We start from the raw sequence: 14248 nt of genomic DNA on the forward strand, positions 1-14248 counted from the left end.
TCTTTTTATTCTCAAAAGGCTCATTAAAAATTCGGGCAAAGCCAATTGTGCAGTAAATACACCAATTAAATCTTTCTTGTTGGGTTAATTTAACAGCAGTTTATCGTATTTAAAATGTAGTTTGGAGTCGCTACTCCTAATTTGCAATAAGGAGTAACACCAATGGTAAATCAAAATGATTGATGTTTTAATTCTCTTATTTAACGTGAGTTCGACGTAAAATTCGTTCACAGTTTGATCTGATTTTGAGTAGAAATTTTCTCAAATTTTCGAAGGAATATCGGGATATTTCAAGAAGATTTGAAGAAATTTATGTCGAAAGCAGGCAAACACATAATGGAAAGTTCTCTTTACGACATCTTCACATTAAAAATTCCTCAAAATAGCACGCTATTCTTTCCAAATTTTTAATGCAAATCTATCCCAAATATAACTTTCCGTGGATAGAATTTTACGTCGAACTCACGTTATTTATGCTTACCAATTCCAAAGACGTTTGATATTCTCAATTAGGGTTAAGAAATGGTATAAATCTAACTTTACAGATATTTTTAATCGAACTTAGCTTGAAATCAATAAAAAAGAGCGATTAAAAATACATCGCTCTTTAAGTTTTATATCGGCTTAACTATTGAATACAAAATGGACGACTTTTGCGGTCAACCATTATCATATGGCACTAAGGTTCTATGTTGTATACCAAATTTAATTACAAGATAGAATGTTACTACATTTTATTGGCTATTATTTTCTCCTTAAGTTCTTTCAGAGAAGTTTGCCAATTCTCAACAATTGGTTTTACAATCATTCCCGAAGGTGTTAAATCAGCATCATAATCCCAATCTCCTTCTACGCTTGCCCCTTGAACTAATGCTGATGCTCCGGGTGCGTCTTCGTTCTTAATCTCATTTGCACTTTGGCACCCCTCAACTTTATCGGTAAGCGACCAATTACAATGAGATATCATATTTTCTCTCAAAAAAGTCATCCATTTGTCGGTCCAAAATTCATCAGGACTGCATTGCCCTAAGTTATTAACTGTTCCCCATTCTGTTGCAAACAAAGCAATGTTTCCCTTGTCGATTGCATACATTGCTTTATCCATTTGCACTTGCTGATGAGTTGCAGCATAAAAATGCAAGCCATAAGCAATATTTCTTTCCTCTTCGTTTCCGAGTGGCGAATCTGCTGCAATATCAACATCCTGGCAATATGTAGTTGTTCCTACAAGGATTAAGTTGTCACAGTTTTTTTCATTACGGATATAGTTAATAATTTGCTCAGCATATGGTTTAACTTTTGATTCCCAATCAATCTCTTTAGGTTCATTATAAATCTCAAAAATTAAATTTTTACAATTGGGATATTCATCAATAACCTGTCCAAAGAAATCCTCTGCCGTTTCAGGAAATTCGTGTGCATAATGAGTATGAAAATCTACGATAACATAAATATCATCTATGATGGCCTGATCTATTACACTCCGTAAATTGATAAAATTCTCTTCCCATTCATCGCACAAACCTCCTTGCATTCCATCCTTACTATCTACTCCAATAGCACATCTTACAATATCACAATTCCAATTTTCTGCCAATTCTGAAACTGTTCCTTCATTGTAAAAATGATCACCATAACCTTCCCAATTGGGTGTTGAATGATTTGACCAAAAATAGCTCATGCCTGCTAGGCAAACGGCATTGTTTTCCTCATTTACAATTTGATTTCCTAAAACTCTTAGTGCTCCGTGGTCACTAACAATTCTGTTTTGTTTTTTCTTCTTCATAAAAGTGTAGTTTTAAAGTCTAAAATATACTGATACAATTTAACCCCAGAAATCTTTGGAGCTTGTTTGATAATCCGATATACATCGAAAGTTAGAATGAAGAATATCAACTAGCAAAAAGAATTGTATTACCTGCTTCATTTAATGAGTGAAAACTATCAAAATATGAGTGAAGTAAAAATTTCGATAAATATCCTATAAAAGAATAAAGCTGAATGAAAAGAAAAGCCGTTAAAAAGAAAAGTACAATCTTTTTAACGGCTTGTTAATACTTTTACCTGATTCAATAAAATGGCCAGGTTTTTTTATATGATCAGAATGGTAAAATTTATGCTATTTTTGCTTCATGTTCCTAAGCAAAAAATACAATCCTATAAGAACAAAAGGTATACTTAGCAATTGTCCCATGTTTAAAGCCATTCCTTCTTCGAATGCTTCCTGATTTTCTTTAATGAACTCGATAAAGAAACGAGCTGTGAAAATCAATACCAGAAAGGCTCCGAAAATCATTCCTGAGCGCTTTTTTGCATCCGTTCGCCAGTACATATACATTAATACTCCAAAAGAAATCAGGTAACAAATGGCTTCGTACAATTGCGCCGGGTGACGTGGTGCCTTTGGATCATCAATAGATGCCCTTACAAACTCGAATGCCCAGGAAACATTAGATTTTACACCAATAATTTCGGAGTTCATTAAATTACCCAAACGGATAAAACATCCTGCCAAAGCAACCGGAATAACCACGTAATCTAAAATCCAAAGAATTGATTTTTTACTTACTTTTTTAGAGTAGAACCACAATGCTGTAATAATACCAATTGCGGCACCATGAGAAGCTAATCCACCACGCCATACCTTAATGATCTCCATTGGATTTTGTGAATAAAACTCCCATCCATAAAAGAAAACATGACCGAGTCGGGCACCTACAACTGTAGCAATCATGGTATACAAAAACAGTTTATCAAGCAATTCGATCTTGATTCCATCCTTCTTAAACATTTTCTCTACAATGTAATATCCCAACAAAAAGCCAAGGGCAAAAAGTAATCCGTACCAGCGCACAGAAAAAGATCCGATCGTAAAAATTTCAGGTTTTACATCCCAAAGGATTGATAGTAACATGTTGTAAGGTTTTAGATTTTATATATGAGAATTGAGATGCAATTTACTCAATTCTCATTAACTCATTCATTCTTTAACTCTTAACTTTATCTTAAGCAGGCACACCTTTACCGTGGCAATGCTTATATTTTTTACCGCTACCACAAGGACAAGGCTCATTACGTCCAACTTTTTGAACATTTCTTACTGGCTCGGCCTTTTTAGGTGCTTGTTTTCTTCCGTCAGAACTTAACTCTTCCTTTGAAGTTCTTAGCTTACTCATATCTCTTTTGCGTTCTTCAGCCTGACGAACTTCCTCAGGATCTTGCAAAGGAATATGTCCTTTCATTAAGCTGGCTACCACTTTTTTGTTTACATCTTCAACCATTGCTTTAAATAAGTTGAATGATTCAAATTTGTAAATCAAAAGCGGATCTTTTTGCTCGTAAGATGCATTCTGAACAGATTGTTTCAAATCATCCATCTCACGCAAGTGTTCTTTCCACGATTCATCGATGGTAGCCAAAATAGATACTTTCTCGAAAGATCTCATTACATCTTCTGCTTCGGTATTGTAAGCTTTCTTCAAATGTGTAACCACGTTAAACATCTTTGAACCATCAGAAAACGGAACTACAATATTTTCGTACATTTCGCCTTTCGATTCGTATACATTTTTGATTACCGGATAAGCTTGCTTGGCAATGGCTTCGGTTTTTCGATTATAGGTATCCATCACCGCATCATTAATCCTTTCGGCAATTACTTCCGGAGTTTCTTTCATGAATTCTTCCTCTGTTACAGGAGATTCAACCGAGAAAGTACGAATCAAGTCCATTTTGAATTCTTCATAATCGCCACCATGATTTTCGTTGGCAATTACTTCAGAAACATCGTACATCATATTGGCAATATCCACTTGAATACGCTCTCCGAACAAAGCGTGACGACGACGCTTGTAAATTACCTCACGCTGAGAGTTCATTACATCATCGTACTCAAGCAAACGCTTACGAATACCAAAGTTGTTCTCTTCTACTTTCTTCTGAGCACGCTCAATAGATTTGGTAATCATGCTATGCTGAATTACTTCACCTTCTTCAAGCCCCATGCGGTCCATCAGCTTCACAATACGATCGGAACTAAACAAACGCATCAAATCATCTTCGAGCGATACAAAGAACTGAGAAGAACCAACATCTCCCTGACGGCCGGCACGACCGCGTAACTGACGGTCTACACGACGAGAATCGTGACGCTCGGTACCAATAATTGCCAAACCACCAGCAGCTTTTACTTCGTCGGTTAATTTGATATCGGTACCACGACCCGCCATATTGGTAGCAATGGTTACTGTTCCTGCCTTACCTGCTTCAGCAACAATATCTGCCTCTTTTTGGTGTAATTTCGCATTTAGTACATTGTGTTTAATTCCTCGAATCTTAAGCATTCTGCCTAACAACTCCGAAATCTCAACCGAAGTAGTACCCACCAATACCGGACGACCAGCTTTAACCAATTCAACAATCTCTTCTATTACAGCTGCATACTTTTCACGTTTGGTTTTGTAAACCAAATCATCGCGGTCATCACGGGCAATTGGTTTATTGGTTGGAATTACAACCACCTCTAGTTTATAGATATCCCATAATTCACCTGCTTCGGTTTCGGCTGTACCAGTCATCCCCGAAAGCTTGTGATACATTCTAAAGTAATTCTGTAAGGTAATGGTTGCAAAAGTTTGAGTAGCAGCCTCGATCTTCACACTTTCCTTTGCTTCAATAGCCTGGTGCAAACCATCAGAGTAACGACGGCCTTCCATAATACGACCTGTCTGTTCATCTACAATCTTCACTTTTCCATCCATTAGCACATACTCCACATCCTTCTCGAATAAAGTATATGCTTTCAACAACTGATTTACAGTATGAACGCGCTCTGTTTTTACCGAGTAAGATTGAATCAATTCATCCTTCTTTCTCAATTTTTCTTCATCAGAAAGCGAAGATTTTTCAATATCATTGATTTCAGAGCCAATATCCGGCAATACAAAGAAACCAGTATCCTCGGTATCAGCACTTAATAAATCGATCCCTTTATCGGTCAACTCAATGGAGTTATGCTTTTCATCGATAACAAAATACAGCTCATCGGTAATAATGTGCATGTTTTTGTTATTCTCTTGCATGTAAAAGTTCTCGGTCTTTAATAAGGTAGCCTTGTTCCCTTGCTCACTCAAGAACTTAATTAAGGGTTTCATTTTTGGTAAACCTTTAAATGTTCTAAGCAATAGCTTCGCTCCTTCTTCCTGCTCTTTCTTATCTTCGCTATTCAGTAATTTTTTCGATTCTGTAAAGATTTTCATTACCAAATCGTTCTGAGCTTTTACAATTTTTTGCACCTGAGGCTTTAAAACATCAAATTGCTGATTGTCGCCACGAGGAATTGGACCTGAGATGATCAAAGGTGTACGAGCATCATCAACCAACACCGAGTCAACCTCGTCGACAATGGAATAGTTGTGTCGACGCTGCACCAAATCCTTTGGATTGGTAGCCATATTATCGCGCAAGTAATCGAAACCAAATTCGTTATTGGTACCAAATGTAATATCGGCAGCATAAGCTTTTCTGCGCTCATCAGAGTTTGGCGTATGCTTATCGATACAATCTACCGACAAACCATGAAATTGGTATAAAGGCCCCATCCATTCCGAGTCACGCTTGGCCAGATAATCATTCACAGTTACCAAATGAACACCACGACCCGTTAATGCATTAAGGAACACTGGCAAAGTTGCCACCAATGTTTTACCCTCACCCGTTGCCATTTCGGCAATTTTTCCTTGATGAAGAACAGTACCACCAATCAGCTGCACATCGTAATGAATCATATTCCATACAATCTCATTACCTCCGGCAGTCCACGAGTTGAAATAAACCGCTTTATCACCATCAATTTCAACATTATCAAAATGAGGAGCCAAATTGCGATCAAAATCGTTGGCCCTTACTTCTATTTCCTCATTTTCCGTTAACCTTCTGGCTGTATCCTTCACAATAGCAAAGGCTGTAGGAAGAATTTCCTCTAAAACCTCTTCTATTTTCTCATCAATCTGCTCTTCAATCTTATCGATTTGATCGTAAGTCTCTTCTTTTTCGTTTACAGAAAGGCCTCCGTTCTCGATTTTATCTTTTAAGGCGCTTACCTGGTCGGTTTCTTCTTGCACGTAATCTTTAATACGCTGTTTTAATTTCGCCGATTCCTCGCGAATTCCATCGTGACTTAACTGAGTTACTCTGTCGTATTCAGCTTTAATCTTCCCCAAATAAGGAGATAATTCTTTTAAGTCTCTGTCTGATTTATTCCCAAACAGCTTTCCTAATGTTTTATTTATAAAACTCATAATGATTTTGAATAATTGCTATTTAAATGTGTACATACCAATTTGGTATTTTGTACTGGTATTTTTTCTTGAAGTACTTAAAATTCTTAAAGTGCCTTAAGTACTTAAATTTAATTTGCAGAAAAATTAGCAGGTAAAACCAGGAGCACGGATAGGATTATCGCTCTTGGCAAGTTGGGTAAAACATGGTACTGAATAAGGATGGCATCCTATTAAATCCTCGGGTTCAGGATCATTCAGGAAATTTGAACCTTGGTTTAACGCAGGAATTTTAGGCAAATTCTTTAAAACAGATAATTCCTCTGTATTTGAAAGACATGAGCCAGCTAGTTTTTCTTGCTCTAAATTAACCAAAATTGGAGAGGTAAATCCTTCCTCGAGGTGCAGAATATGATCGGCATACCATTCCGCAAACAGTTCATTGTCAACAGAAAAATCCTGAGCATTGGCCATAGGCGCAACCGCTGCACATCCTGTTAGCACACAAAAAACCACTATGAGGTATCTGTTCATATCCATCGAGACCAAAAGTAGAAATTTTTATTGGTTTGAAGCCTTATTTAAATGAAAATAATTTGACGCAAAATGCTTTACAATTAATAAAGTTGATTGGTTCCCATTCTTTCAAACTCAATTTTTCCAATTTTTTTACCATTGATAATTGCAGTGTCCCAATCCTGAACAATTTTCCAACTTCCTGATATCTTTTTCAGAACAATATGAAATTGCCCATAATAAATAGAGTTTTCGTCACCTATTTTCGTTACGATCCTATAATAACCAACTTCATATGATGTATTTTGATTTGTATGCCGGCTTTCGAACCAGAAATCAAGCTTCACAATGGCCGAGCTCTCATTAAGAGTTTGAAACCTTTCAAGATTTGCAGCCTTAAAATGGTTTTCGGTATCTATTCCCTTTGGGCTTACTCTTAAAGTTTGATCGGCATACAAAGCATTTAATGCTTTTGCATCAATTCTCTCAAATGCAGATTTAAATTCTATCCACACAGTTTTATCAATTTCTTTTTGTATTCTTTCCATATTAATTTGAGCTGAACTTAAGCCTGACATACACATGATCAGAAGCAAGATGATTATTCGCATAGCAAAAGTTTTTCTTTAAAGATAGATCCTTTTTGCAAATCAGATAAGAAAAAGGATCTTACATTAGTATTATGCCAGGGCAATCGCATTTAAAGGTATTATGTATTTTTCTCGCAGCTTAAGGCTGATAAATATCCGTAAATTTACGCAGAAAGAAGTTTGAATATTCAAATAATCCCGATGGCTATTGAGAAAGCTAATGATTTACGCATATCAGCGAAAAATATCTCCAGCTAATCTTTTCAACACCCTATTTTGAACACATCTGTTTCGATCCTAATTAAATAGGATAAGCTCTCTTAACAATTCATCATTAATGAGGATTGACACCTATTGAGAATATTCTCACTTTTGAAATTCAAATTTCACATCAAAACAGAACACGTACATGTTGAATTGCGCAGTTTTAGAAGATGATTTCATTAATCTTCCATTATTAAAGAAAATCAGACTATACCTTTTTATTGCAATCTTCTTATTAGGTATGGCTCCCAATGGCCTTGAAGCTAAAAATACATGTACCATAAGCGGTACGGTATTTAACGGTTCTACCCTTCAACCAATTGAATTTGCTAATGTTACCATTAAAAACACCAATCGTGGTTGTACTACCGATCTTCAGGGGCGTTTTAAAATTACCATTGGCAATACCCAAGATATCGTTTTGACGATTAGTCATATTAATTTTGAAACACAGGAATATGCATTAGGCAAAAACAATAAAATAAGAATTTTGCTTATTCCAAAAAACGAACAGCTTTCCCAGGTAGTTATTTCTGCTCATCTTTACGAACAAAATCTTAATAAACTCACAAAACCTGCCACAATAATAGCCCATGGCGAAATATTGGACAATATGAATTCCAATATGACTGACATGTTAGCCTCTACCCCTGGATTTACACAAGTATGGGAATACCACTCTCCTATTATTTTACGTGGCTTAAACTCGAATCGTCTAATTATAATGAAAGATGGAAATCGCAGAATTGGAACATTTCCCGGGGGTTACTTTGGTCAGGACATGAATATTTATGATACAAAAAAAGTAGAAGTAATTAAAGGCCCGGGTTCTGTTATTTATGGAAGCGGAGCCATATCAGGTATTATAAATGTGATTAGTCAGGATGTATTTGGACCGAAGAATACAGATGTTAAAATTAGTTCGGGATATGGAAGCAATAACAATGAATTCTTAGAACTATTTAAAATTAAACACAGTAACCAGAAATTTGGCATTTCGGTTAATGGCAAATTTCGCAAAACAGGTGATATTGAATACGGCAATGGTGAAACAGGCCAAAACAGTGATGTTGAAGATCGTGATATGGCAATTAATACTGGTTTTAAATTCTCGAAAAACCACAAAATCACACTCAACTTAAATTATCACTACGGAGATTGGGGCAAACCACGAGGTTTTAATGGCCCTGCAAAATCGTTTACAAAAATCAGAAACGAAGAAGAAAATATTCATACAAATTTAAGCTATGCCTATACTCCGGGTAATTTTCTTGAAACCTTTAAGCTCTGTTTATACTATGACAATGGCGAGCGTGATTATTTTCAATATAAATTCGCTACAACCAGCGGAAACTTGTCATCATTGGATCTTGTGCATTATGAGGATAATTATGGAGGTGGTCGTCTTTTTTCAATTTTTAATCTATCGGAAAACAATAAACTAACTGCTGGTGTTGATGCTTACACATTTAGGCTCGATAACCCTTCTGAAATCATTGATTACTACAACAACACAGAAGGAACAAGCGCCGGATATAAAGATGCAGGACAAGAAAACTTTGGTGCTTTTGTAAGTGATGAATGGAAAATAAGTGAGAAATTCAACTTACAAGCCGGTATTCGATTCGATGCAGCCAAAGTAATTGAAGGAGAATCGGCAACTAATTTGGATCGAAAAGAAACAAGGAATGCCCTAAGTGGTAATGTTGGAATAGTATATTCACCTACTTCAATCAGTCATTTTTCTTTTAATATAGGACGAGCCTTTAGAATGCCTACCGCCGAAGAGCTATTTACCAAAGTGATTAGTTGTAAAGGCGTAAAAATTGGCAATCCTGATTTGGAAGCAGAATATAGTTGGAACTTTGATCTGGGTTGGAGAGGAACATCTGCTCAAGGCAAATTTAAATATGATCTTGCCCTATTCTATAATAAACTAGACGATTTTATTAATGAAGCACCGCAAACCAATGATACAGATGTAGATTTTACATACAAAAATACAGATGCCGAAATTATGGGAGGTGAATTTTCCGCTTCCTATCGTTTCGATAATGTATTTAAAGCATCACACCGTTTATATGCAAGTTTGGGCGCATCATATGTTTACGGAATTGATAAATCAACAAAAAATGATGAAGCTTTGTTTGGGATTCCCCCATTAAAAAGCACTGTAGAACTAAAATATCACGGACTATCAAATGTAAAATGGATAACATCATACTCTTTTAAACTAGGAGCTGAATATTCCACAGAACAAAACCGGATTCCTCCTGTTCCGGAAGGTACCGGAGGAGGTCCTTGGGGGTATATCCCCTCTGATTCGTATTGTTCGCTTAAATGTGCTACCGGACTAAAGTCTGCAAATTTGCCTGGCAAACCCCAAGTTCGACTAATTGTAAATAACATTCTGGATAATGATTATCAACCATATGGCTCCTATCTGCCTGCAATGGGGCGCAACTTTAAAATCCTCTTATCTTTTAATTTATAAATCTATATCATGAAAAAAGCTGTATTACTATTAATTATTGCCTTTCCCATATTAATGGCAACATCTTGTAAAAACGATAAGAAAACATCTAATAAGCAAGAAACAAAAAATGAGATAACAAATTACCTCACAGTAGATGAAGCAATTGCTTCGGCAGAAAAATATACCAATAAAACGATTCACATTAAAGGCATGGTAGAGCATGTTTGCAAGCACGGAGGAAAACGGTTTAAAATTGTTAATCCGGAAGGAAAGAATGAAATAAAAATTGAACTGGGTGATCAATTTAAATCTGTAGAACCCTCGATAATTGGAAATAATGTAAAAATAAGTGGCAAACTTATTCCCAAGCTATTAAATGCAGAACAGGTTAAACAATGGGAACAAAAAATGCGCAACAGTCATAAAGGCGAAGAAAATACGCAACATTTTAAAGATGAATTAAAACAAATACAAGAGATTCATGCCAAAATTATTGCGGGAGAAATATCCTATCATACCACCTACTCGGTTGATTGTGAAGCTTACGAAATTGAATAAAGAACATTTTTATTATAAAACTTAAAAACAAATTTATTATGAAGACAAAAAACATATTATTGGTCTTATTTGTGTCGATGATGGCCTGTAGCCTTTTGCTTTCTTGTGATGATGATGATGACAATGAAGAAGAACCAATTGAAAACAATTTTAAAGAGATAGAATCTCCATATTTGATATGTGCTGGTCGTAATCCAGGTGGTGTAGGTTTCGATTTTGAATATCTGAATGAAAAAGGAGGAGCCAACAATATTGATTCTCCATCGGTTGATGATTTTGAGGAAGATATTGTAATTCGCACCATTAAAGGTGAAAAACCAGATGGCAGCTTAGGAGGAGCACCTTTTTTTAAACTATATGATTCTACTGTTGAAGCTGTAAATTACACTTCCGTAGATCCTGAATGCAAAGGAATAGATGCTTTTAACAGATTAAACAGTTCAGATCTTAAAGATTACACCTTAAAAACTGATGGTACAAACTTTGATATTTCCGCTGTTCCAACAGGAGACACAGGCAAGCCAATTATGAAAGATTTGCTAAATGAGTATAAAAAATTAGCCATTGGCATACAATGGAAATCAGCAGCCAATAATGATGTTGTTAAGGATGAACCAATATGGATAATTAAAACCCGAGAAGGTCGTTTGGTAAAGCTAATGGTAAGTGATTTTCCTGCTGAACCAGCACCTACAGCAAAAGGTTATGTATCCATTGTATGGGATTTTATCAATTAAACCAAGTTCTGTCTGTGCTTACAATAAAAGTTTCTTAGACAGAACCAAGCTTTTTCATTACTAGTTTAAAGTGTAAAGTAACGTGAGTTCGACGTAAAATTCGTTCACAGTTTACACTGATTTTGAGTAGAAATTTTCTCAGATTTTCGAAGGAATATCGGGATATTTCAAGAAGATTTGAGGAAATTTATGCCGAAAGCAGGCAAACACATAATGGAAAGTTCTCTTTACGACATCTTCACATTAAAAATTCCTCTAAATAGCCCGCTATTCTTTCCAAATTTTTAATGCAAATCTATCCCAAATATAACTTTCTGTGGATAGAATTTTACGTCGAACTCACGTTAATTTAGGCTACAGGAGGGTGTTTTTTGCTACAGGCGCCTCCTTTTCGCTACAGGAGGGTAATTTAGGCTACAGGCGCCTCCTTTTCGCTACAGGAGGTGTAAATTCGGCTACAGGCGACTTATTTTCGCTACAGACGTATCAAATATCGCTACAGGAATACCTAAATTGGCTACAGGCGATATATTTTGGCTACAGGCCTAAACCAGACACTTACAATTCACACCAATAAAAAAGCCTCATGATAAACTCATAAGGCTTTTTGTATGCTAAGTAAGTATCTTATTCTGCCGGAGCAACAAAAGATCTTGCTTTAAATTCTTTGTCCATCATATAAAGACCATGTCCTTTCCCTTCGAACATTCTTAATTGGTCAAGAATTTCGGTAACACCAGCTTCTTCCTCTACTTGCTCATCAACGAACCATTGCAAAAGATTAACTGTTGCATGATCTTTTTCGGCAATAGCAACATTTACACATTCGTGAATCAAACTGGTTACTTTTTCTTCGTGAGCTAAAGTTTCTTCAAAAACGTTTACCACACCATCCCATTCCGAAGGAACTTCCGGAATTGGCTTTAGGATAACACGTCCGCCACGTTCATTAATATAGTCTAACATTTTCATTGCGTGGAAAGTTTCCTCTTCGAACTGAACTTTCATCCAGTTAGCGAAACCAGGCATTCCGTTCGCATTAAAATAGTTCGACATGGATAGGTAAAAGTAAGCCGACCAAAATTCTTCATTAATCTGCTCATTTAAAATCTTTTCTACATTTTTATTGATTGCCATAATGTATAATCTTTTTTGTGTTTTGTAAATCTATACCAAAAATAGAAATAAATCAGAGAAACAGCAGTGAAAGCTAATGTAAATTGATTCTAATTTATTCCATATATTTCTCTTTAATTCTTTTCATACAATAAACACAAAATGATGTGTTTTGTTTCGAAAAATATTCCATTTACCTAAAATATTATTTACCCACATTGTACTATTAGCCAATCACATTAATGATTTCTAGCTAGAAACAAGGTTATATTTGAGCGTTAATCATCAATCGGGTATATAAATAATCTCGCCATTTTCCATTTGGTATGCCGTACCTACTCTTTTCCCTTTACTTCCCGAGCCTTTTTGATCAGAAGCTTTATAAGTTTCAATTTTTTCACCTTTTTTGGTTATGATTTCCATTTGTTCCGAACCTGGATTTTTAACCATCGTAAAGTCTTCCTTCGAAAACATCTCTGTCATTTTATATCTGGCCACCAAACAATGTAAGTAAGGTCTTGTTTTACTCACAACCACCAAATGTTATGATTTTTAGATTAAAAAACACTCACCAAAGAGCAGCTTAAACTGCTTGAGGTGAGTATCGAATTAATAGCAAAAGAAAGTCTTTATTATCCAACTAACTTTGAATTTAAGTAATCACTATTGATACCCTTACGTTTAATATACCTGTCGTATTGCTGATTTCTGGCATAACCAAGCATAATACCAAGAATAAAATCTTGTTCGTCCGTAAAGTCAGATAATGATTTATCTCCAAAGGATTTTACAATTTTAATGCAATCTTCTGTTCCAAAAAATACATTTATCTTGTTTGCGCTAACAGTTTGAAGAAAATAACTGATCCCCTTTCGTTGCAATAAATTTTCAGTTTTCTCTTTTTCACTGCTGTTCATAGTGTGCAAAACCAAACTTCTTAATCCTTTGTTGTATTCATAAACATGATGAATCAATATCTGCATATCAGCAGTCTTATAATCCGAACAAGTTAGTTTCATTGTATATTAGTTAAATTGATTCTTAAGTTCCGCAACCCACTCACTCACTCTGGCTTCAGTTTGATCATCCTGATTTTCAAGATCCAAAGCCAAACCTACCAACTTGCCATCTTTTTCAGCTTTTGAAGCATCATATTCATATCCATCGGTTGAGGTTTCACCAACTAATTCACAATTTTTGTTATCCAAAGCTTCATAAATCTCGCCCATTCCATCAACAAAAGAATCTGAATAAGAATATTGGTCACCTAAACCAAATAAAGCCACTTTTTTTCCATTCAAATTGGCATTCGAAATTTCTGTTAAAAACCCTTCAAAATCGTCCTGTAAATCTCCAATACCCCAAGTTGATGTACCGAAAATGATATTGGTGAATTTCTCAATATCACCAGCTTTGGCATCTGCAACATCAAAGGTTGTTGCGTTATCTGCGCCAAGCTTAGCTTGTATCTGTTTAGCCACTGTTTCTGTATTTCCGGTTGATGAACCGTAAAAAATTCCGATGTTTTGCATTTTGTTCTTTATTTAGATTAATTATACGGACAAAAGTAGGAGCCAAAATCTTCACAATCAATCGCTATTTATTGTGATTTTATCAGTACCAGAGGGTTCAGTAATTTATAAACCCTTCTTACTCAATCAAATCTTGAATAAACCTGACGTTTTGTTGGTGGATCTTTTCAATCGAACTTAT

12 protein-coding genes are annotated in these 14248 nt (G+C 35.6%); 3 read left to right on the top strand and 9 right to left on the bottom strand.

Annotated features, from left to right (window positions below):
* Window positions 1-727: 727 nt before the first annotated feature.
* From ACO05S_RS17950 to ACO05S_RS17970, 5 genes are all read right to left on the bottom strand, one after another.
* Window positions 728-1786: a glycoside hydrolase family 5 protein gene (locus ACO05S_RS17950; RefSeq protein WP_421919392.1), complete on the bottom strand. Its 1059-nt coding sequence runs from the start codon at window positions 1784-1786 to the stop codon at window positions 728-730.
* Between the two features lie 333 nt (window positions 1787-2119).
* Window positions 2120-2914, bottom strand: a complete 795-nt coding sequence (gene lgt, locus ACO05S_RS17955; RefSeq protein ID WP_421919393.1) for a prolipoprotein diacylglyceryl transferase — start codon at window positions 2912-2914, stop codon at window positions 2120-2122.
* A 91-nt stretch (window positions 2915-3005) separates the two neighbouring features.
* Window positions 3006-6299, bottom strand: a complete 3294-nt coding sequence (secA, locus tag ACO05S_RS17960; protein ID WP_421919394.1) for a preprotein translocase subunit SecA — start codon at window positions 6297-6299, stop codon at window positions 3006-3008.
* 126 nt (window positions 6300-6425) lie between these two features.
* On the bottom strand, window positions 6426-6818 hold the full coding sequence (locus tag ACO05S_RS17965; RefSeq protein WP_421919395.1) for a hypothetical protein: 393 nt from the start codon (window positions 6816-6818) through the stop codon (window positions 6426-6428).
* A gap of 77 nt (window positions 6819-6895) precedes the next feature.
* A complete protein-coding gene (locus tag ACO05S_RS17970; protein ID WP_421919396.1) occupies window positions 6896-7405 on the bottom strand; it encodes a nuclear transport factor 2 family protein in 510 nt (169 codons plus the stop codon).
* A 388-nt stretch (window positions 7406-7793) separates the two neighbouring features.
* Between ACO05S_RS17970 and ACO05S_RS17975 the strand changes: the two genes are divergently transcribed.
* Genes ACO05S_RS17975 through ACO05S_RS17985 form a run of 3 tightly spaced genes read left to right on the top strand, consistent with a single transcriptional unit; the run spans window position 7794 to window position 11419 of the window.
* Window positions 7794-10142, top strand: coding sequence for a TonB-dependent receptor (locus ACO05S_RS17975; RefSeq protein ID WP_421919397.1), 2349 nt, complete (start codon window positions 7794-7796; stop codon window positions 10140-10142).
* A gap of 9 nt (window positions 10143-10151) precedes the next feature.
* Window positions 10152-10682, top strand: a complete 531-nt coding sequence (locus ACO05S_RS17980) for a hypothetical protein (protein WP_421919398.1) — start codon at window positions 10152-10154, stop codon at window positions 10680-10682.
* A 38-nt stretch (window positions 10683-10720) separates the two neighbouring features.
* A complete protein-coding gene (locus ACO05S_RS17985; RefSeq protein WP_421919399.1) occupies window positions 10721-11419 on the top strand; it encodes a hypothetical protein in 699 nt (232 codons plus the stop codon).
* 627 nt (window positions 11420-12046) lie between these two features.
* Here the strand turns inward: ACO05S_RS17985 and ACO05S_RS17990 are convergent.
* From ACO05S_RS17990 to ACO05S_RS18005, 4 genes are all read right to left on the bottom strand, one after another.
* Window positions 12047-12556, bottom strand: coding sequence for a ferritin (locus ACO05S_RS17990; RefSeq protein WP_421919400.1), 510 nt, complete (start codon window positions 12554-12556; stop codon window positions 12047-12049).
* A gap of 264 nt (window positions 12557-12820) precedes the next feature.
* Window positions 12821-13066, bottom strand: coding sequence for a DUF2149 domain-containing protein (locus tag ACO05S_RS17995; RefSeq protein WP_421919401.1), 246 nt, complete (start codon window positions 13064-13066; stop codon window positions 12821-12823).
* 101 nt (window positions 13067-13167) lie between these two features.
* Window positions 13168-13554, bottom strand: a complete 387-nt coding sequence (locus tag ACO05S_RS18000; protein ID WP_421919402.1) for a DUF2023 family protein — start codon at window positions 13552-13554, stop codon at window positions 13168-13170.
* Window positions 13555-13560: 6 nt separating this feature from the next.
* Window positions 13561-14067 (bottom strand): flavodoxin, encoded by a 507-nt coding sequence (locus ACO05S_RS18005; protein ID WP_421919403.1) that lies wholly within the window; start codon window positions 14065-14067, stop codon window positions 13561-13563.
* Window positions 14068-14248 lie beyond the last annotated feature (181 nt).

This window comes from Marinifilum sp., assembly GCF_965230805.1.
Taxonomy (GTDB): Bacteria; Bacteroidota; Bacteroidia; order Bacteroidales; family Marinifilaceae; genus Marinifilum.

What these genes read in the sequence shown, in the direction of transcription:
- ACO05S_RS17950 (WP_421919392.1), bottom strand. Translation starts at nt 1,786, where the DNA reads ATGAAGAAGAAAAAACAAAACAGAATTGTTAGTGACCACGGAGCACTA.
- lgt (WP_421919393.1), bottom strand. Translation starts at nt 2,914, where the DNA reads ATGTTACTATCAATCCTTTGGGATGTAAAACCTGAAATTTTTACGATC.
- secA (WP_421919394.1), bottom strand. Translation starts at nt 6,299, where the DNA reads ATGAGTTTTATAAATAAAACATTAGGAAAGCTGTTTGGGAATAAATCA.
- ACO05S_RS17965 (WP_421919395.1), bottom strand. Translation starts at nt 6,818, where the DNA reads ATGGATATGAACAGATACCTCATAGTGGTTTTTTGTGTGCTAACAGGA.
- ACO05S_RS17970 (WP_421919396.1), bottom strand. Translation starts at nt 7,405, where the DNA reads ATGCGAATAATCATCTTGCTTCTGATCATGTGTATGTCAGGCTTAAGT.
- ACO05S_RS17975 (WP_421919397.1), top strand. Translation starts at nt 7,794, where the DNA reads ATGTTGAATTGCGCAGTTTTAGAAGATGATTTCATTAATCTTCCATTA.
- ACO05S_RS17980 (WP_421919398.1), top strand. Translation starts at nt 10,152, where the DNA reads ATGAAAAAAGCTGTATTACTATTAATTATTGCCTTTCCCATATTAATG.
- ACO05S_RS17985 (WP_421919399.1), top strand. Translation starts at nt 10,721, where the DNA reads ATGAAGACAAAAAACATATTATTGGTCTTATTTGTGTCGATGATGGCC.
- ACO05S_RS17990 (WP_421919400.1), bottom strand. Translation starts at nt 12,556, where the DNA reads ATGGCAATCAATAAAAATGTAGAAAAGATTTTAAATGAGCAGATTAAT.
- ACO05S_RS18000 (WP_421919402.1), bottom strand. Translation starts at nt 13,554, where the DNA reads ATGAAACTAACTTGTTCGGATTATAAGACTGCTGATATGCAGATATTG.
- ACO05S_RS18005 (WP_421919403.1), bottom strand. Translation starts at nt 14,067, where the DNA reads ATGCAAAACATCGGAATTTTTTACGGTTCATCAACCGGAAATACAGAA.